The organism is Acidovorax sp., from assembly GCF_021287135.1.
Taxonomy (GTDB): Bacteria; Pseudomonadota; Gammaproteobacteria; order Burkholderiales; family Burkholderiaceae_C; genus Acidovorax.
The window spans coordinates 89,859-107,985 of the sequence record NZ_JAJTBB010000015.1 but is presented as its reverse complement, the minus strand read 5'-3'; the positions used below and the strand labels follow the sequence as shown (position 1 = coordinate 107,985).

Annotated in this window: 16 protein-coding genes; 2 read left to right on the top strand and 14 right to left on the bottom strand. The window is 68.3% G+C overall.

Translation table 11 applies throughout. From position 1 onward, the window contains the following. Window positions 1-45: 45 nt before the first annotated feature. The 12 genes from murF to LWW96_RS03505 form a co-directional block, all read right to left on the bottom strand. Window positions 46-1,530 (bottom strand): UDP-N-acetylmuramoyl-tripeptide--D-alanyl-D-alanine ligase, encoded by a 1,485-nt coding sequence (gene murF / locus LWW96_RS03560; protein WP_291484293.1) that lies wholly within the window; start codon window positions 1,528-1,530, stop codon window positions 46-48. Beyond that, the gene (locus LWW96_RS03555) at window positions 1,527-3,038 is read right to left on the bottom strand and encodes a UDP-N-acetylmuramoyl-L-alanyl-D-glutamate--2,6-diaminopimelate ligase (protein WP_291484292.1); all 1,512 of its coding nucleotides are present in this window, start codon (window positions 3,036-3,038) and stop codon (window positions 1,527-1,529) included. Before LWW96_RS03555 ends, murF begins: the two co-directional genes overlap by 4 nt. Next, the gene (locus tag LWW96_RS03550) at window positions 3,035-4,783 is read right to left on the bottom strand and encodes a penicillin-binding protein 2 (RefSeq protein ID WP_291484291.1); all 1,749 of its coding nucleotides are present in this window, start codon (window positions 4,781-4,783) and stop codon (window positions 3,035-3,037) included. Before LWW96_RS03550 ends, LWW96_RS03555 begins: the two co-directional genes overlap by 4 nt. After that, window positions 4,780-5,088, bottom strand: a complete 309-nt coding sequence (gene ftsL / locus LWW96_RS03545; RefSeq protein WP_291484290.1) for a cell division protein FtsL — start codon at window positions 5,086-5,088, stop codon at window positions 4,780-4,782. Before ftsL ends, LWW96_RS03550 begins: the two co-directional genes overlap by 4 nt. A 132-nt stretch (window positions 5,089-5,220) precedes the next feature. After that, entirely contained in the window at window positions 5,221-6,147 is a 927-nt protein-coding gene (rsmH, locus tag LWW96_RS03540; RefSeq protein WP_291484289.1) for a 16S rRNA (cytosine(1402)-N(4))-methyltransferase RsmH, read from the bottom strand. A 3-nt stretch (window positions 6,148-6,150) separates the two neighbouring features. Then, a complete protein-coding gene (mraZ, locus tag LWW96_RS03535; protein WP_291484288.1) occupies window positions 6,151-6,579 on the bottom strand; it encodes a division/cell wall cluster transcriptional repressor MraZ in 429 nt (142 codons plus the stop codon). A gap of 261 nt (window positions 6,580-6,840) precedes the next feature. After that, window positions 6,841-8,166, bottom strand: coding sequence for an ATP-dependent protease ATPase subunit HslU (gene hslU, locus LWW96_RS03530; RefSeq protein ID WP_291484287.1), 1,326 nt, complete (start codon window positions 8,164-8,166; stop codon window positions 6,841-6,843). 95 nt (window positions 8,167-8,261) lie between these two features. Further along, entirely contained in the window at window positions 8,262-8,825 is a 564-nt protein-coding gene (gene hslV / locus LWW96_RS03525) for an ATP-dependent protease subunit HslV (protein ID WP_291484286.1), read from the bottom strand. 91 nt (window positions 8,826-8,916) lie between these two features. Next, window positions 8,917-10,659 carry an STAS domain-containing protein gene (locus tag LWW96_RS03520; RefSeq protein WP_291484285.1) on the bottom strand — a complete coding sequence of 581 codons (1,743 nt, stop codon included), beginning with the start codon at window positions 10,657-10,659 and terminating at the stop codon, window positions 8,917-8,919. Between the two features lie 48 nt (window positions 10,660-10,707). Continuing rightward, entirely contained in the window at window positions 10,708-11,496 is a 789-nt protein-coding gene (gene dksA, locus LWW96_RS03515) for an RNA polymerase-binding protein DksA (protein WP_291484284.1), read from the bottom strand. A 173-nt stretch (window positions 11,497-11,669) separates the two neighbouring features. Then, window positions 11,670-12,734 carry a GTP-binding protein gene (locus LWW96_RS03510; RefSeq protein ID WP_291484283.1) on the bottom strand — a complete coding sequence of 355 codons (1,065 nt, stop codon included), beginning with the start codon at window positions 12,732-12,734 and terminating at the stop codon, window positions 11,670-11,672. Between the two features lie 135 nt (window positions 12,735-12,869). Beyond that, the gene (locus LWW96_RS03505; RefSeq protein WP_291484282.1) at window positions 12,870-14,099 is read right to left on the bottom strand and encodes a class I SAM-dependent methyltransferase; all 1,230 of its coding nucleotides are present in this window, start codon (window positions 14,097-14,099) and stop codon (window positions 12,870-12,872) included. Between the two features lie 186 nt (window positions 14,100-14,285). On the opposite strand from LWW96_RS03505, the gene LWW96_RS03500 reads away from it, so the two are divergent. Then, window positions 14,286-14,795: a chemotaxis protein CheW gene (locus LWW96_RS03500; protein WP_291484281.1), complete on the top strand. Its 510-nt coding sequence runs from the start codon at window positions 14,286-14,288 to the stop codon at window positions 14,793-14,795. 37 nt (window positions 14,796-14,832) lie between these two features. Next, window positions 14,833-16,476 carry a methyl-accepting chemotaxis protein gene (locus LWW96_RS03495; protein WP_291484280.1) on the top strand — a complete coding sequence of 548 codons (1,644 nt, stop codon included), beginning with the start codon at window positions 14,833-14,835 and terminating at the stop codon, window positions 16,474-16,476. 122 nt (window positions 16,477-16,598) lie between these two features. Here the strand turns inward: LWW96_RS03495 and LWW96_RS03490 are convergent, their stop codons facing one another. Together LWW96_RS03490 and LWW96_RS03485 are read right to left on the bottom strand one after the other, a co-directional pair. Further along, window positions 16,599-17,342 carry a response regulator gene (locus LWW96_RS03490; RefSeq protein ID WP_291484279.1) on the bottom strand — a complete coding sequence of 248 codons (744 nt, stop codon included), beginning with the start codon at window positions 17,340-17,342 and terminating at the stop codon, window positions 16,599-16,601. Between the two features lie 58 nt (window positions 17,343-17,400). After that, complete coding sequence (locus LWW96_RS03485) at window positions 17,401-18,111, bottom strand: response regulator (protein ID WP_291484278.1); 711 nt, start codon at window positions 18,109-18,111, stop codon at window positions 17,401-17,403. Between the last annotated feature and the right edge of the window lie 16 nt (window positions 18,112-18,127).

Sequence of the window (18,127 nt, the reverse complement as noted above, 5' to 3'; positions counted from 1 at the left end):
CCGGCCCAATGTTGGGCAACGGCGCAGTGCGCGGTGCGGGCGGTGTCACGGGGTTGCGCCATGGTGTCCCTCCGGTGCCGCATTGCGTTGTTGTTGTTCGGGTGCCTGCTGCGGCACGGCTGCGGCAGAGGCGATCGCCTCCACCACCTGTTCCATCTTCATGAATCGCGATCCCTTGACCAGCACGCTGCCCACGGTGGGCAGGGCGTCGCGCACTGCGGCCTGCAGTGCGCCCATCTTGTTGAAAACCCGGGCGCTGGGGCCGCTGCCGCTTCTGCTGCGGTCAAAGGCCGCCGCGGCATGCACCGACTGCGCCCCCAGCACAAACAGGTGTGCAATGCCGGCGGCGCGCGCATGCGCACCCGCCTCGGCGTGGAACTGTGGCCCCTGGTCGCCCACCTCGCCCATGTCGCCCATCACCATCAGCTGCGGGCCGGGCAGTTCGGCCAGCACGTCGAGGGCGGCGCGCATGGAGTCGGGGTTGGCGTTGTAGGTGTCGTCCACCACGGTGATGTCGCGGCCCGCGGCACGCAGGCTGAAAGCGCGCGAACGGCCCTTGACCGGCACGAAATCCTGCAGCCCCTGCCCAATCGCCGGCAACGGAACGCCCGCCGCCAGCGCGCAGGCGGCAGCGGCCAGCGCGTTGGTCACGTTGTGGCGCCCGGCAATGTGCAGGCGGGTGGAGAAGCCGCCCTGCGGCGTGCCCACCTCGACAGCCCAGGCACCCTGCTCCCAGGCGGCCCGCTGGCAGACCACGTCGCCGCCTTCGCCGAAGGTGAGCGTGCGGCGCCCCTGTGCGAGCGTTTGCCACAGGCCGGTGTAGGCATCCCCTGCGGGGAACACGGCCACGCCGTCGGCGGGCAGGCTGGCAAACACCGAGCCGTTCTCGCGCGCCACCGCCTCCACCGTGTGCATGAACTCCAGGTGCTCGCGCTGCGCGTTGTTCACCAGCGCCACCGTGGGCTGCGCCATGGCGGCCAGGCGGGCAATCTCGCCCGGGTGGTTCATGCCCATCTCGATCACGGCGGCGCGGTGCGCGGCGGTGAGGCGCAGCAGCATCAGCGGCACGCCGATGTCGTTGTTGAAGTTGCCCTGGGTGGCAAAGGCCGCGTCACCCTGCCAGGCGCGCAGGATGGACGCGATCATCTGCGTGACGGTGGTCTTGCCGTTGCTGCCCGTCACGCCGATCAGCGGCAGGCTGAACTGCGCACGCCACGCGGTGGCCAGCGCGCCCAGGGCCGCCAGGGTGTCGGGCACCTCGATGCCGGCCAGCCCGGCCGCCTCCAGGCCGCCATGGGCCAGGGCCGCCGCGGCGCCGCCGGCGCGCGCATCGGCCAGGAAGGCATTGGCATCGAAGCGCTCGCCCTTGAGGGCCACGAACAGGTCGCCCGCCTGCAGCGTGCGCGTGTCGGTGTGTACGCGCACCAGCGGCGTGGCGCCGTCGCCTACCAGGCGGGCGGCGGGCACGCGGGGCTGCACCAGGGCCAGCGCCTGCTGCAGGGTCAACATCACGCCAGTGGGGGCGGTCATGCGGTGGCTCCTCGGGCCTGCAGCGCAGCACGCGCATGGGCCAGGTCGGAGAACGGAACGCGCACGCCCGCCGTCTCCTGGGTGTCTTCGTGGCCCTTGCCGGCGATCAGCACCACGTCGGCGGGGGCGGCTTCGGCAATGGCCTGGGCAATGGCGGCGGCGCGGTCGGGCTCGGCCTGCACGGTGCTGCCGGCAATCGTGCCCTGCAGGATCTGGTGCAGGATGGCGGCGGGGTCTTCGCTGCGCGGGTTGTCGCTGGTGACCACCACGCGGTCGGCGTGCCGCTGGGCCACGGCGCCCATCAGCGGGCGCTTGCCGGCGTCGCGGTCGCCGCCGCAGCCAAACACGCACCACAGCTGGCCTCCACGCTCCTGCGCGATGGGGCGCAGCGCGAGCAGGGCCTTGTCCAGGGCGTCGGGCGTGTGGGCGTAGTCCACGGCCACCAGGGGCTGGCCGGGGCTGAGGATCTGCTCCATGCGGCCGGGCACGGGTGTGAGCTGGGCGCAGGCATACAGCGCATGCTCCAGCGGCACGCCCAGCGCGCGCAGGCCGGCCAGCACGCCCAGCAGGTTGGACACGTTGTACAGCCCGATCACCCGTGTCTGCAGCACATGCGTGTGCACGCCCTCGGCCACCGTGAAGCGCAGGCCGCCCTCGCCCATGGCGATGTCGCGGGCGGCCAGGCGGGCCGGGCCGGTGATGGAGAGGCTCCACAGGTCCAGCATGCGGTCGGCCAGCGAGGCGTGCAGCTCGGCGCCGCGCGGGTCGTCGATGTTGACCACGGCCGCCTGCAGCCCGGGCCAGTCGAACAGGATGCTCTTGGCCTGCCAGTAGGCCGCCATGCCCGGGTGGTAGTCCAGGTGGTCTTGCGTGAAGTTGGTGAACACCGCCACGCGGATGCGCGTGCCCACCAGCCGATGCTCGGCCAGGCCGATGGACGAGGCCTCGATGGCGCAGGCCGTGCGGCCCGCGTCGGCAAACTGCTGAAAGGCGCGCTGCAGCCGCACAGGGTCGGGCGTCGTCATGCCGGTGCTGCTGAGCGCAGGAGGTGTGCCCATGCCCAAAGTGCCCACTAGGGCGCATCCACCTTGCGCAAGCAGCTCTTGCTTTGATAGCAAATTCAGCGCTTCGGCCAACCACCATGCGGTGCTGGTCTTGCCGTTGGTGCCGGTCACAGCCAGCACGTCCAGGCGCTGGCTGGGCTGCTCGAACCATTCCGCCGCAATCAGGCCGGTGGCAGCCTTCAGGCCGCGCAGTGCCGCCACGGGCAGGCCGCCGAGCGCAAAGGCGTCCGCCCCGTCCTGCTCGACCAGGCACGCCACGGCGCCCCGCGCCAGCGCGTCGCCAATGTGCGCGCGGCCGTCCGTGGCCGCACCGGGCCAGGCAATGAACGCATCGCCGGGGCGAACCAGGCGGCTGTCGGTCTGCAGCGTGCCCGTGACGCGCTCGCGCAGCCAGGCGACGGCTTCCTGCACCGAGGCCAGCAAGGGCACTGTGGATGGCGTCATAGCGATTCCTCCACCGCGTTGGCCACGATCTGCGGCTTGACGGCCATGTCGGGCGGCACGCCCATCATGCGCAGCGTCTGTTGCACCACTTCGCTGAACACAGGCGCGGCCACCAGGCCGCCGTACACCTGCCCGGCGCTGGGCTCGTCGATCATCACGGCCACGATGATGCGCGGCTTGTCGATGGGCGCCATGCCGGTGAACCACGCCCGGTACTTGCCCGAGGCGTAGCTTTTGCCCACCTGCTTGCGCGCCGTGCCGGACTTGCCACCCACCGAGTAGCCCAGCGTCTGGGCCTTCTGGCCCGTGCCGCCGGGGCCGGCGGCCATCTGCAGCATCTTGCGAACCTGGTCGGCCGTGCGCTCGGAGAACACGGGCACGCCCACGGCGGGCTCGCTGGTCTTGAGCATGGTGGCGGGAATCACGCGCCCGCCGTTGGCGAACACGGTGTACGAGCGCGCCATCTGGAACAGGCTGGCCGACAGGCCGTAGCCGTACGACATGGTGGCCTGCTCCACCGGGCGCCAGGTCTTGTAGGGCCGCAGGCGCCCCGTCACCACGCCCGGGAAGTGCAGCTGCGGCTTTTGCCCGAAGCCGGCGGCCGAGAAGGTCTCCCACATCTCGCGCGCGGGCATCTGCATGGCGATCTTGGTCGTGCCCACGTTGCTGGACTTCTGGATCACGCCTTCCACCGTGAGCACGCCGTAGTTGTGCGTGTCCGAAATGGTGGAGCCCGTGATGGTGATGCGGCCCGGGTTGGTGTCCACGATGGTGTCGGGGCGCACGCGGCCGGTCTCCAGTGCCAGGCCGATGGTGAACGGCTTCATGGTGGAGCCGGGCTCGAACACGTCGGTGAGCGCGCGGTTGCGCAGTTGCTCGCCGGTGAGGTTCTGGCGCTTGTCGGGCACGTAGCTGGGGTAGTTGGCCAGCGCCAGCAGCTCGCCGGTGTGGGCGTCCAGCACCACCACGCTGCCCGCCTTGGCCTTGTGCGCGGTCACCTGGTCGCGCAGCTTCTGGTACGCGAAGAACTGCACCTTGCTGTCGATGGACAGCTGCATGTCCTTGCCATCCACGGGCGGCACGGTCTCGCCCACGCCTTCGACCACGCGGCCCAGGCGGTCCTTGATCACCCGACGCGACCCAGGCTTGCCCGCCAGGTCCTTGTCGAACGCCAGTTCCATCCCCTCCTGGCCGTGGTCTTCCACGTTGGTGAAGCCCACCACGTGCGCAGCGGCCTCGCCTTCGGGGTACTGGCGTTTGTATTCCTTGCGCTGGTAGATGCCCTTGATGTCCAGCTTGGCGATCTGCTGGCCCACGTCCCAGTCCAGCTGGCGCTTGACCCACACGAAGGTCTTGTCCTCGTCGGCCAGCTTTTTCTGCAGCTCGGCCAGCGGCATGTCCAGCAGCTTGGCCAGCTCCTTGAGCTTGGCCTGCACCTCGGGCTTGTCGTGCTCCACGTCTTCGGGAATGGCCCAGATGCTGGCTGCCGGCACGCTGGAGGCCAGGATCAGCCCGTTGCGGTCCAGGATCTTGCCGCGGTTGGCGGGCAGTTCCAGCGTGCGCGCAAAACGCACCTCGCCCTGGCGCTGGAAGAACGCATTGCCAAACACCTGCACGTAGGCGGCACGCCCGGCCAGGCCCAGAAAGCCCAGCGCGATCGCGGCCACGATGAACTTGCTGCGCCACACGGGCGTCTTGCTGGCCAGCAGGGGGCTGGCGGTGTAGACCACGCTGCGGCGGCTCATGGTTGCCCCCCTGTGGCGCTGGCCGGTGCGGCCGCAGCGCCCTGCGGGTCGGACACATACTGCGTGATGGCCGGCGTGGCCGTGCGCATGTTGAGCTGGGCGCGCGCGATCTTCTCCACGCGCAGTGGCGTGGCCTGGGCGCGCTTTTCCACCTGCAGGCGCTGGTTCTCGGTTTCCAGCCGGCGGGCCTCGGCCGTGGCGCGGTCCAGTTCGGTGAACAGGCGGCGCGACTCGTACTGGGTGTGCACCAAATAGATGGCGCTGGCCAGCACGGCCATGAGCAGGACGACGTTGAGCCGAGTCATACCCCGCGACCTCCAGCATCGGTGGAGACGGGCGCGGCCCCGGCGGGGGACGCCGAGCAGGGGCCGCCCCGCAGCGTGGGCGTTGCCGCCCTGCAGGGGGAAGGCGCGAAGCGGCTCAGGAGGTACTGCATGTCAAACCTCCGTGCGCTCGGCCACGCGCATGATGGCGCTGCGTGCGCGCGGGTTGGCCTCCACCTCGGCCGCGCTGGGCTTGATGCGGTCCAGGGCCACGAGCTTCATGGGCTGCGGCATGGCAAAAGGCGCGCGGCGGTCGTACACCTCCTTGGAGTGCTGGGCGATGAACTGCTTGACGATGCGGTCCTCCAGCGAGTGGAAGCTGATGACCACCAGCCGCCCGCCCGGCTGCAGCACCGAGAGGCTGGCCTCTAGCGCCTGTTGCAGCTCTTCAAGCTCGGCGTTGATGAAAATCCGAAGAGCTTGAAATGTGCGCGTTGCAGGGTTCTGGCCCGGCTCGCGGGTTTTGACCGCGCCAGCCACGAGTTCGGCCAGTTCGGCGGTGGTTGCAAGAGCACCCCGTTCTTCGCGCCGAGCAACAATCGCCTTTGCAATGGGGCCAGCAAACCGTTCTTCACCGTAGTCACGTATCACCTCTGCAATCTGCCCGACTTCGGCCGTGGCCAGCCATTCGGCCACGCTGGTGCCGCGCGGGGTGTCCATGCGCATGTCCAGAGGGCCGTCAAAACGGAAACTGAAACCCCGCTCGGGGCTGTCGATCTGGGGCGAGCTCACGCCCAGGTCCATCAGCACGCCGGCCGCGCTGGCGGCAGGCAGCTCGGCCAGGTGGCGGAATCCTTCGTGCCGGATGGAAAAACGCGCATCGGTGATGCGCGTTGCTTCGGCGATGGCTTCGGGGTCCTTGTCAAAGGCCACCAGGCGGCCTTCGGGCCCCAGCCGGTGCAGAAGGAGGCGCGAATGCCCGCCGCGGCCGAAGGTGGCGTCCACCCAGGTGCCGCCGGGCGACGGCCCCGCGCCCCCCAGGAGCGCGTCCACGGCCTCCTGGAGCAGGACGGTGGTGTGTTGCAAAGCGATATCGGCCATGGTCTAGAAGGAGAAATCCTTGAACACGTCCGGCATCTCGCCCTGCATGGCCTGGGCCTCCTGCTCGTCGTAGGTGGCCTTGTCCCAGAGCTCGAAGTGGTTGCCCATGCCCAGCAGCATGGTGTCCTTGCTGATGCCGGCGGCCTGGCGCAGCTCGGGCGAGATCAGCACGCGGCCGGTGCCGTCCATCTCCACGTCCATGGCGTTGCCCAGGAAGATGCGCTTCCACCACTGGGCGGACATGGGCAGCTGGGCGATGCGCTCGCGGAATTTCTCCCACTCGGGGCGGGGGAACACCATCAGGCAGCCGTGGGGGTGCTTGGTGATCGTGAGCTGGCCCGCAGCGGTGGCCGCGAGCACGTCACGGTGCCGGGTCGGCACGGACAGCCGACCCTTCGCATCGAGACTCAGCGACGAGGCACCTTGAAACACGGACGAGATTCCCAGTTGGGTTGGAATCCTCGGAGGCCGAATGGGCGCTCCAAGGGCACTTTTCACCACTTAATTGCACTTTTTTGCACTGTAGCAGGAAAAGCACACCGAACAAGGGGTGTGACAGAAACTTTTGCAATGAAATCAACGACTTAGCCGCGTCTTCGCAAGCGAGGACGCGGCAAAAGTCGTTGAAAAAGAAGAACTTACGGGAGCCTGTGGAAGTGAACTCTCAAGCCCCTGCCGGGCTTGACGCAGTGGTCACAGGATGTAGCGGGAGAGGTCTTCGTCCTGGCTCAGGCTGTCCAGGCGGGCATCGACATAGGCGGCATCGACCGTCACGGTCTGGCCGGAAAGGCGGGTGGCGTCGAAACTCACCTCGTCCAGCAGGCGCTCCATTACCGTGGCCAGGCGGCGGGCGCCGATGTTTTCGGTGCGCTCGTTCACGTTGAAGGCAATGTGCGCCAGGCGGGTGATGCCCTCGGGCGCGAACACGAGCGTGACGCCTTCGGTGGCGAGCAGCGCCTGGTACTGCTTGACCAGCGAGGCGTGCGTCTGGGTCAGGATGGCCTCGAAATCCTGCACCGACAGCGACTCCAGCTCGACGCGGATCGGAAAGCGCCCCTGCAGCTCGGGGATCAGGTCGCTGGGCTTGGACAGGTGGAACGCCCCGGAGGCGATGAACAGGATGTGGTCCGTCTTGATCATGCCGTACTTGGTGGACACCGTGGTGCCCTCCACCAGCGGCAGCAGGTCGCGCTGCACGCCCTGGCGCGACACGTCGGCGCCGCTGGTCTCCTGGCGGGCGGCCACCTTGTCGATCTCGTCGATGAAGACGATGCCGTTCTGCTCGGCGTTCGCGATGGCGCGGGTCTTGATTTCTTCCTCGTTGACGAGCTTGCCGGCCTCTTCATCGGTCAGGAGCTTGAGCGCCTCGGCGATCTTGAGCTTGCGCGTCTTGCGCTTGTCCTGGCCCAGCTGGCTGAACATGCCGCGCAACTGCTCGGTCATTTCCTCCATGCCCTGCGGGCCCATGATTTCGAGCGCTGGCCGCGCCTCGGCCACGTCGATCTCGATCTCCTTGTCATCCAGCTGGCCCTCGCGCAGCTTCTTGCGGAACACCTGGCGCGCGGTGTTGTCGGAGGCCGGCTCGGTGCCTGCGGCGGTGCGGGCCTGCGGGACCAGCACGTCCAGGATGCGGTCCTCGGCGGCATCCTCCGCCCGGGCGCGCACCTTCTTCATCTCGGACTCGCGCGTCTGCTTGACGGCCATTTCCGCCAGGTCGCGGATGATGGAATCCACGTCTTTGCCCACATAGCCCACCTCGGTGAACTTGGTGGCCTCGACCTTGATGAAGGGCGCGTCGGCCAGCCGCGCCAGGCGGCGCGCGATCTCGGTCTTGCCAACGCCGGTGGGGCCGATCATGAGGATGTTCTTGGGCGTGATCTCCTGGCGCAGGCTGCCCTCGACCTGCTGGCGGCGCCAGCGGTTGCGCAGCGCAATGGCCACCGCGCGCTTGGCACCGGCCTGGCCCACGATGTGGTTGTCGAGTTCGGAGACGATCTCCTGGGGGGTCATGGACGACATAGCAGAAATCTCAGTCAAATCAGGCTCCAGCGCTTATGCAGCAAGCGCGGGCAGCTATCAAAAAGATACCAGGCAGCCACCCGCCCGGTGGCGCATCACAGCGTCTCGATGGTGTGGTGCATGTTGGTGTAGATGCACAGCTCGCCCGCGATTTCCAGCGACTTCTTGACGATGTCCTGGGCCGACAGGTCCGTGTGATTGAGCAGCGCCTTGGCGGCCGAATGGGCATACGCCCCACCCGACCCGATGGCCACGATGCCCTGCTCCGGCTCCAGCACGTCGCCATTGCCGGTGATGATGAGCGAGGCGCTCGCGTCGGCCACGGCCAGCATGGCTTCGAGCTTGCGCAGCACGCGGTCGGTGCGCCAGTCCTTGGTCAGCTCGATGGCGGCGCGGGTCAGGTGCCCCTGGTGCTTTTCCAGCTTGGCCTCGAAGCGCTCGAACAGCGTGAAGGCATCCGCCGTGGCGCCCGCGAAGCCCGCGAGCACCTTGCCGTGGTAGAGCTTGCGCACCTTGCGCGCCGAGCCCTTGACCACGATGTTGCCCAGGGTGACCTGGCCGTCGCCGCCAATGGCGACCTGCACGCCGTCAGGCGTCTGGCGACGCACGCTGAGGATGGTGGTGCCGTGAAAGACCGGGGTGTTTTGAGAAGAATCCATAGCTGCCGCAGATGGGGGCGCCCGCGCCCGCTTTCAAGCGAGGGGAAGCTTGCAGGGTCCCGCCCCGCAACGGCCGCCCCGGCGGCGCGCGTCAGTTCTTGCGCGGGACCACCCAGGCGTGCTCGTTGATGCCGATCACGTTGAAGAAGATCGCCACCAACCGCTGCAGGTTGTGGAACTGGACGACATGGCCCTGCCCCTGCTGCTCGGCCGCCCAGTTCAGCACCGAGCCTGCGGCCGCGAAATCGACGCGGATCAGCTTGTCGCAGGCAATGGTGAAGGGCACGCCGGGGCGCAGCATCGCTGCGAAGGGCTCCAGCAGCGGCGCCGCATCGCCCTCCACATGGCCGCTGAGCTGGGCCACGGGGGCTGCCTCTTGCGCAGCGGCACCCTCGCCCAGATCGGAAGCCGCGAAGTCGCTGTCCGCCGCCAGCGGTGCCGCGCCGGACGAAACGCCTTCGTTGTCCGAATAGCCGCAGCGCGGAGAGGCCCAGGAGGGCGGCGAGACCTCGTAGGTCACGCAGTAGTCCAGGGCCACCAGCTCGAACTCTTCCGGCTTGCCCATGAGGCGCAGCGCCGCCATGCGCAGCCGCCACCATTCGGGGCTCGTGGCGCGGTCGCCGGACTGGGTCTTGGCTTCCAGCAGGGCATTGAGTTTTTCCACGCCCGAGAACACCAGCTGGCCGTCCCGCTCGCCCCATTGCGTGAACTGGTCCGCCAGCAACGGCACGGCCGCTTCGTCGATGGACACCAGCCGCGCCCACGACAGCGTCCAGGGCGATGCTGCGCGTGCCAGCGAGGCCTGCAGTGCCGCCACCGAGGACACGGCCAGCGTGGCCGGCGCGTTCCAGTGGAAATCGCGGCGCACGGGAGCAGCGGCCGCGCTGGGCGCGGCGGCCTGCGCCGTCACGGGCGCCATGCCCAGTTGTTCGGGCATCGAGAACCACAGCGGCGCGGAGCGGCTGTACCGGGCTGCGAAGTCGATGGCCAGGGTTTCAAACCTGTCCTGCTGCCCCGTGGCACGGTACAGGTCGAACAGGGTCATCCAGATTTCCAGCTGTTGCTCCGGCGGGTCTTGCTGGTGCTGGGCCAGCACGTCCAGCAGGCCGGCTTCCGCGCCGGCGTGGTCGCCGTTGGCAAACCGGATGGCCGCTTCTTCCAGGTCGGGTTCGTGCACGAATTCCTCCGGTTCGGGCGGGGGCGTTGGCGTGTAAAGGGCCGCAGTGCCAAGGGCGGCTTCCTCGGAGCCGGTGGCTGCCAGCATCTGCGCATCCTTGGCACCGAATTGGCCCACCGCCATGCTGTCGTCGGCGAACAGCGGCGGCACGCTGGCCTTGGCCTCCACGGGCGCTGGCAGGCTGCCGGGCGCAGTGGGCGCATAGGCCCGGGCGTGCTGCGATTCGGTGATTTCCGCCGCCCCGCCGGCCGCCGGCACCGTGGCGGGCTGCGTGGGAGCGTCGGCGCCCTGCTTGCTCTTCCACCACTGCTGCGACATCTGCGCTTCGATCTCGTCGATCTTCTTGAGCGTGACGGCGCGGTCGTCCGGCGACGCCATGCTGCTCTGGAAGAACGAAGGCCGGGCGGTGGGGTCTTCCGTGCGCTGCCCCTGCAGGGCCTCGCGCCGCCGCAGCTTGCGCAGCTGATCGAATTCGCGGCGCCGCACGAAGTCGTTGCGGCGCTTGCGCTCGATCATCTCCTTGAGCATCTGCTTGCTGTACTGGCTCTCCCGATCGTCCTGGATGGAGTCCAGTTCGGTCCAGTTCACCGTCGGGTTCTTCACGAACCGTACCACCTTCGATAGCAGTCCGCCAGGGGTGGTTTCTTCCTTGCTCATGGCTCGGGGTGCTCTGGAATGGGATGAATCAGGCCGCAGGCGGCCGGATCAATCACCGAACATCTTCTGTTTCAGTTCGCGGCGTTGTTGCGCTTCCAGCGACAGGGTGGCGGTCGGGCGGGCAATCAGGCGGCCCACACCGATGGGTTCGCCGGTTTCGTCGCAGTAGCCGTAATCGCCCGCGTCGATGCGCGCGATCGACTGCTCGATCTTCTTGAGCAGCTTGCGTTCGCGGTCGCGGGTGCGCAGTTCCAGCGCGTGTTCTTCTTCGATGGTGGCGCGGTCGGCCGGGTCGGGCACCACCACGGTGTCTTCCCGCAGGTGCTCCGTGGTTTCGCCCGCGCTGTTGTGGATGTCCTGCTTGAGCTGCACGAGCTTGTGGCGAAAGAACGCCATCTGCTTCTCGTTCATGTACTCGCTGTCAGGCATGGCCATGACTTCGGCGTCGGTCAACTCGGCGGCGGACTTGGTTTTCCAGTTGTTCGCCAGCTTGGGGTCTTTTTTGGCAGCGATCACAGAGGGCTGCGCTTGCGCGGTCGTGGGCATGGTGTGTTGGTAACTGGCTTTGGCGGCGGTTGAGGCCACTGCCTGCGCCATGGATGGTACGGTCAATTGGGCCAATCGGGAAGAAGGCCGGGTTGTGCGCACGGGTACCTGCAAATCCGCCTGCGCCGGCGCCGCGGCGGCAGGCGCCGAGACCTTGGGTGCTGCAGCCGCCGCCTTGCCGCCAACGCCCTTGGCAGCCGCCTTGGGCGCCGACGGGACTGCAGCAGTGCTTTTGGCCGCGGCCGGGGTTGCTTTGGTGGCCCCCTTGGATTTGCTGGTGTCGGCTTTCACTTCCTGGTCTCCTCGCAATACGGGCGGGCCCCGGCCGCGCGAGCAGACAGGGGCGGGTGGCAAGCCTTCCGGGGTTTTACCGGGGCGCGATTGTATCGACCTGGACTGGCGCCAGCAGAAACGTTGCAGATACAACACAAACCGCCCCGCGGCGGCCCCTGCGGCGCGGTTTTTCAGGCGAGGCTTTGCTCCAGGCCCTGCAGGAAGATGTCCTTGGGCAGGTCGATGCCGATAAACACCATCTTGCTGGTACGCGCCTCGCCCTCGGCCCATTGGGGCCCCAGGTCACTGCCCATGAGCTGGTGCACGCCCTGGAAGATCACCTTGCGTTCGGTGCCCTTCATATGGAGGACGCCCTTGTAGCGCAGCATGCGCGGACCATAAATGTTGACAATGGCGCCGAGGAAATCCTCCAGCTTCGCGGGGTCGAAGGGGCGGTCGGAGCGGAAGACAAAGCTCTTCACGTCGTCGTCGTGGTGATGGTGGTGCCCGTGGTCATGGCCGTGCTGGTGCGACGGGTGGTTGCAGTGCTCACCGTGCACATGGTCATGGTCATGGCCGTGGTCGCCGTGGCCTTCTTCTTCCTGCAGGAACTCGGGGTCAATGTCCAGCTTGGCGCTCAGGTTGAAGCCCCGCAGGTCCAGCACCTCGTTGAGCGGCACCTCGCCGAAGTGCACCGCCTTGATGGGCGCGCGCGGGTTCATGTGCTTGAGGCGGTGGATCAGCGCGTCGGTTTCCTCCTTGGACACCAGGTCGGTCTTGGACAGGAAGATCTGGTCGGCAAAACCCACCTGGCGGCGCGCCTCCTGGCGGTCGTTGAGCTGCTGGGGCGCGTGCTTGGCGTCCACCAGCGTGATGATGGAGTCGATGAGGTAGGTCTCGGCGATCTCTTCATCCATGAAGAAGGTCTGCGCCACGGGGCCCGGGTCGGCCACGCCGGTGGTCTCAATGACGATGCGGTCGAACTCCAGCAGGTTCTTGCGCTTCTTGGCGGCCAGCAGCTGCAGTGTCTCGCGCAGGTCTTCGCGGATGGTGCAGCAGATGCAGCCGTTGCTCATCTGCACGATCTGCTCCTTGGATTCGGTCACCAGGATGTCGTTGTCGATGTTCTCTTCGCCGAACTCGTTTTCGATGACGGCGATCTTCTGGCCGTGGGCTTCGGAGAGCAGGCGCTTGAGCAGGGTGGTCTTGCCCGAGCCCAGGAAGCCGGTGAGGATGGTGACAGGGATCAGTGCCATGGGTCGTCTTTCAATGCGTGATCGGGGCCTGCTGCGGCCGGCGCGGGCGCCGTGCGCGTGCAGCCAGGGTGTAATTTTTCAGTGTAGCGAGGGTGTCAAGCCCCCGCAGGCGCCGCGCGCTTCAACCCTGCGACCTCACCCTTTGCGCATCACCACCAAGCCCTTGAGGTACTCGCCCTCGGGGAATTCCAGTGTCATCGGGTGGTCGGGCGCGCCGCCCAGGCGCTCCAGGATGTAGCCATCCGCGCCCGCGTCGGCGCCCGCGGACGCGACGATCTTGTGGAACAGATCGGCGCTGATGCCGCCCGAGCACGAGAACGTGAACAGCACCCCGCCCGGCGACAGCAGCTGCAGCGCCAGCCGGTTGATGTCCTTATAGGCGCGCGCGGCCCGCTCGGCATGCGCGGCCGTGGGGGCGAACTTGGGCGGGTCCAGGATGATGGCGTCAAAGCGCTGGCCTTCCTTGAGGAACTGGCGCAGCGAGGCGTTCACGTCGGCATCCAGAAAGGTGGCCCGGTTCGGATCGAAACCATTGAGCGCCACATGGGCGCGGGCGCGCTCCAGGGCGGGGCCGGAAGAATCGATGGACGTCACATGCCCATCGGCCGCCACACCCGCCGCGCGCAGGCCCGCCAAGGCCGCCACGCTAAAGCCGCCGGTGTAGCAAAAGCAGTTGAGCACGTGCCGGAAGCCCAGCCGCTGCGCGTAGTCGGCAAAGCGCTTGCGGCTGTCGCGCTGGTCCAGGTAGAAGCCCGTCTTGTGGCCTTCGGCGATGTTCAGCGTCAGCCGCCACTGGTGTTCGTGGATGGACAGCTCCAGCGGTGGCGGCGCCTCGCCCGGCCGCGCCTCGCCGCCGCGCAGCCAGCCGGTGGCGGGCGGCAGGCCCTCCAGCGCGCGCACGCTGGCGTCCGAGCGCTCGTACAGCTTGGCAAGGCCCGTCTCGCGCAGCAGCGCGTCGGCGATCACGCCCTTCCAGCGCTCGGTGCCGGCGCTGGTGAATTGGGCGACCAGCGTGTCCCCATAGCGGTCCACGATCAGCCCGGGCAGGCCGTCGGATTCGCCGTGCACCAGCCGCACGCCATCGCTTTGGATATCAAAACGGGCTCTAGCGATGATGGAGCGGGCGCAAGCAGCTATGAAAAAAGGAGCATCAATGCGCTGCGCCTCATCGAAGCTCCACACCCGCGCCCGAATGCGCGAGCTGGGACTGTAGGCCGCCCAGGCCAAAAACTGGCCCTCGTGCGATTCCACGCGCACCGTTTCACCGCTGTCGCCGCCGCCCTTGGCGATGGCCGATTCAAAGATCCAGGGATGGCGGCGCAGCAGCGAGCGCTCTTTGCCGGGGCGAAGGCGAAGGGTTTTCATGGCCCGGATTGTGCCGGTTGCGCGGCCGCCGCCCGTCCGCCCCACCGGTGGCACACGGCCGAGGTGCCCGCGTCTCCCCGCAGCGCGACCGGGGATGAAACCGCAATTTATCAAATCGGCAGGGTTGCAATTGACAAAATTGATTTCAACTTCTTACAATTGCCGAAATTATCATTTTTATCAAACATGACCGCACCCTCCACCGAAGCCACGCGGCCCACCGCCGCCGGCCTTCAGAACGCCTTGACGGACCTGCGCGAATTCCTGGCCTTCAAGATCGGCGCCGAGGAGTATGGCGTGGACATCTTGCGCGTGCAGGAAATCCGCTCCTACGAAAAGCCCACCGCCATTGCCAACGCAGCCGCCGAGCTCAAGGGCGTGGTGAACCTGCGCGGCGTGATCGTCCCCATCATCGACTTGCGCCTGAAACTGGGCCTGCAGGAGGCGCGCTACGACCCCTTGACGGTGGTGATCGTGCTCAACATCGGCCAGCGCGTGGTCGGCGTGGTGGTGGACAGCGTCTCGGACGTGCTGACGCTGGAACGCGAGCAGCTGCGCCCGGTGCCCGCGCTGGACATGGACCTCCACCGCGACCACCTGCTGGCCATCGGCTCGGTGGACGACCGCATGCTCATCCTGCTGGACATTGAAAAACTCCTCGCCCCCGCACTGGCCAGCCATCCTCCCGGGCACTGAGCCCACAGCCCCTCCACCTTTCCTCCATGGATCCGTCATGAAATTCTTCAACGCCTTTGGCATCACCCAGCGCCTGTACCTGGTGTCCTTCGCGCTGATCGGCTGCCTGGCGCTGGTCGCGCTGCTGGCCTGGGACAACATCACCGCAATCACCCGGCAGACCCGCAGCGTGGCCACGGAGTCCGTGCCCCACCAGCTGCGCCTGGCCACCATGGAGCTGAACGTGACGCGCACTTCGCTGCAGCTGCGCCACGCCATCCTGGTGCGCACGCCCGCAGACCTCAAGACGACCCTGGCGGACATCGGCGAGAAGCGCAAGCTGATCGACGCGGACCAGGCCACCCTCGAAAAGGCCGCCATCACGGCCGAAGAAAAGGCCGAGTACGCGGCCCTGGTGCAGGCCTTCGCCGGCTTCTGGCAATTTGCGGTCCAGAACGTCCAGCTGATCGAGCAAGGCAACAAGGAAGAAGCATTCGACTACCTGGTGGCCAAGACAATTCCCGCGCGCAACGTGGTGCTGGAGATGCTGAGCAAGCAAAAGCTCCGCCAGAGCGCGGCCCTGACCACCAGCCTGGAGCACATCGAAGCGGACGCCAAGCAAACGCTCAACAGCCTGGTGGCGGCCGTGGCGGCCATTGCCGCCGGCCTGCTGCTCTTTGCCTGGTACGTGGGCCGCGTGCTGCAGCGCCGCGTCGCCCAGGCCCAGACCGTGGCGGCCCGGGTGCGCGACGGGGACCTGACCGGCCAGGTGCTGGACACGGCCAACGACGAGTTCAGCCCCCTGCTCCAGGCGCTGGGCGACATGCAGGCGTCGCTGATCCGCGTGGTGTCGCAGGTGCGCCAGGGGTCCGACAGCGTGGCCACCGCGAGCGCGGAAATCTCGGCGGGCAACGGCGACCTGTCGGCGCGCACCGAGAACCAGGCCAGCGCCCTGCAGGAGACGGCCGCCTCCATGGAGCAGCTCAACTCGACCGTGCGCCAGAACGCCGAGAACGCGCGCCACGCCAACCAGCTGGCCCGCACTGCGTCGGAAGTCGCGACGCAGGGCGGCGACGTGGTGGCCGACGTGGTGCGCACCATGAAGGACATCAACGACAGCTCCCGCAAGATCTCCGACATCATCGGCGTCATTGACGGCATCGCCTTCCAGACCAACATCCTGGCCCTGAATGCCGCGGTGGAAGCCGCGCGCGCCGGCGAGCAGGGCCGCGGCTTCGCGGTGGTCGCCAGCGAGGTGCGCAACCTGGCCAGCCGTTCCGCCGAGGCCGCGCGCGAAATCAAGTCGCTGATCGGCGCCAGCGTGGAACGCGTGGAAGCGGGCTCCGCACTCGTGGACCGCGCGGGCCAGACCATGAGCGACGTGGTGGGTGCCATCACCCGCGTCACCGACATCATGGCGGAGATCAGCGCGGCCAGCTCCGAGCAGAGCCAGGGCGTCGACCAGGTCAACGAGGCCGTCACGCAGATGGACCAGGCCACGCAGCAGAACGCCGCCCTGGTGGAGGAAATGGCCGCCGCAGCCACCAGCCTCAACCACCAGGCGGCAGAGCTGGTGAACGTGGTGTCGGCGTTCAAGGTGGCCGCCGCGGACACCGCGCGCCACGGCGCCCTGCCATCACCGTCCGGCTCCGCCCGCCCCGCCCTGCCGGCGGCGCCGGGCCGGCTTGCCTACCCCGGGTAGCGCCTGCGGCCCGACTTCTTTCCCTGTGCATCCCTCTTGGCCACCTTCGGGTGGCTTTTTTTGTGGCGGATCAGGGCCGGGCTTTTGCGGCAAGGGGCTGGCCGGCGCCAGCGCCGCCCGGATCAGCCGGCCGCAACCACCGCGGCCACCTGCTGGCGCAGGCGCAGCCAAGCCTGCGCCAGGGGTGCGCCGACCGCGCCCCCCTCCGCGGCCAGCTCTTCGGTGGCGCGCGCCAGACGGGCTGCGCCGCCCTCGCCCAGCATCGTCAGCACCGATTTCAGGTTGTGCGCCACGCGCTGCACGGCCGCGCCGTCGGCCGCCGCCATGGCCGCATCGCCCGCCGCCAGGTCGTGCGCGAACTGGGCCAGGCAGGCCTGGCGATAGGCGGCATAGAGCGCCCGGTCGCCTCCGAAGAACTCCACGGCCGGGTCGCGCGCCGGCGCGGCCGGCGGCGCGCCCGCATCCCCTGGCGGGGCCGCAGCCAGGCTGGCCAGCGCGTCCGAAATGCACCCGATCAGGGCGCCCACCGAAGCCGGTTTGCGCAGCACGCGCCAGACTTTCAGCGCTGCCAGCTGGCGCTCGGCGGCGCCGTCGACGCCGCCGCTGAAAACCACCATCCGGCACGCCGCGGCGGCCCCGCCCGCCTGCGCTGCGGCCAGCCCCGACAGCAGGTCCAGGCCCGAACCATCGGGCAGGGTGAGGTCGGTCAGCACCACGGCGGCCGGGCCTGCGCTCCATGCATTCCGCGCCTCGGCCAGCGTGGCACAGGGCACGAGGGCGATGTCCAGATCCTCCAGCGCCAGCTGGACGAACCGGCGCACGTGGGCGTCGTCCTCCACCAGCAAAACGCGCGGCAGCGTCGTCACCATCACAGTCCTTTCAGGGAGCGGGCCGAAAGAAGGCCGAGCCGCCGGGGCCGCGGGCTCAGGGCCGGGGCGCCAGCTGTTTCGCGGGCTGTTGCGCCAGCAGGCCGGCCAGCAAGGCGGGCAGCTCTTGTGCCAGCAAGGGCTTGTGCACCACGGGCAGCCCCGCCAGTGCAAAGGCATACGGGCCGCGCTGGTCCTCGTCCAGCGAGGTCACGACGATGAGCCGGCTGCGCTGGAACTGGGGGTGGCTGCGCAGGCGCGCAATCAGGGTGGCGCCGTCAATGCCGGGCAGGAGGATGTCGACGATGAGCACGTCCGGCTGCAGTTCGCCCGCCATCGCCAGCCCCACGATCCCGTCTTCGGCCACATGCAGTTCGATGCCCGGGAAGTGGTGGGACATCAGCAGCTTGACCAGCGTCTGAAAGTGCACCGAATCCTCGATCAGCAGCACACGCTGCGCGGCGGCGCCCCGGCCTTCAGGCGGCAACGCGGCCGGTGCCGGCGTGGCAGCCGCTCCGCGGGCCCCGGCGGCCGGCAGCGGCGCCGCAGCGCCTGGGGCCGGGCCGGCCCCAGGCGGCGCCTGACGCTGGGCCAGCCACCGCTCGACGGAGGCCTTGGCAATGCGGCGGTGGCCGCCCGGTGTCTTCCAGGCGTCCAGTTCGCCGCGGTCCACCATCAGTTGCACGGACCGCACGGCCATGCCCAGGACCCGCGCCACGTCACGCGTGCTGCAGTCCGCCGGCAAAGAGTCCCATTGGCTTGATTCCATGCGGCAGATTTTATCA

Excerpts from the sequence above, each read along its gene's own strand:
- murF (WP_291484293.1), bottom strand. The coding sequence starts at position 1,530 with ATGACCGCCCCCACTGGCGTGATGTTGACCCTGCAGCAGGCGCTGGCC.
- LWW96_RS03555 (WP_291484292.1), bottom strand. The coding sequence starts at position 3,038 with ATGACGCCATCCACAGTGCCCTTGCTGGCCTCGGTGCAGGAAGCCGTC.
- LWW96_RS03550 (WP_291484291.1), bottom strand. The coding sequence starts at position 4,783 with ATGAGCCGCCGCAGCGTGGTCTACACCGCCAGCCCCCTGCTGGCCAGC.
- ftsL (WP_291484290.1), bottom strand. The coding sequence starts at position 5,088 with ATGACTCGGCTCAACGTCGTCCTGCTCATGGCCGTGCTGGCCAGCGCC.
- rsmH (WP_291484289.1), bottom strand. The coding sequence starts at position 6,147 with ATGGCCGATATCGCTTTGCAACACACCACCGTCCTGCTCCAGGAGGCC.
- hslU (WP_291484287.1), bottom strand. The coding sequence starts at position 8,166 with ATGTCGTCCATGACCCCCCAGGAGATCGTCTCCGAACTCGACAACCAC.
- hslV (WP_291484286.1), bottom strand. The coding sequence starts at position 8,825 with ATGGATTCTTCTCAAAACACCCCGGTCTTTCACGGCACCACCATCCTC.
- LWW96_RS03520 (WP_291484285.1), bottom strand. The coding sequence starts at position 10,659 with ATGAGCAAGGAAGAAACCACCCCTGGCGGACTGCTATCGAAGGTGGTA.
- LWW96_RS03510 (WP_291484283.1), bottom strand. The coding sequence starts at position 12,734 with ATGGCACTGATCCCTGTCACCATCCTCACCGGCTTCCTGGGCTCGGGC.
- LWW96_RS03505 (WP_291484282.1), bottom strand. The coding sequence starts at position 14,099 with ATGAAAACCCTTCGCCTTCGCCCCGGCAAAGAGCGCTCGCTGCTGCGC.
- LWW96_RS03500 (WP_291484281.1), top strand. The coding sequence starts at position 14,286 with ATGACCGCACCCTCCACCGAAGCCACGCGGCCCACCGCCGCCGGCCTT.
- LWW96_RS03495 (WP_291484280.1), top strand. The coding sequence starts at position 14,833 with ATGAAATTCTTCAACGCCTTTGGCATCACCCAGCGCCTGTACCTGGTG.
- LWW96_RS03485 (WP_291484278.1), bottom strand. The coding sequence starts at position 18,111 with ATGGAATCAAGCCAATGGGACTCTTTGCCGGCGGACTGCAGCACGCGT.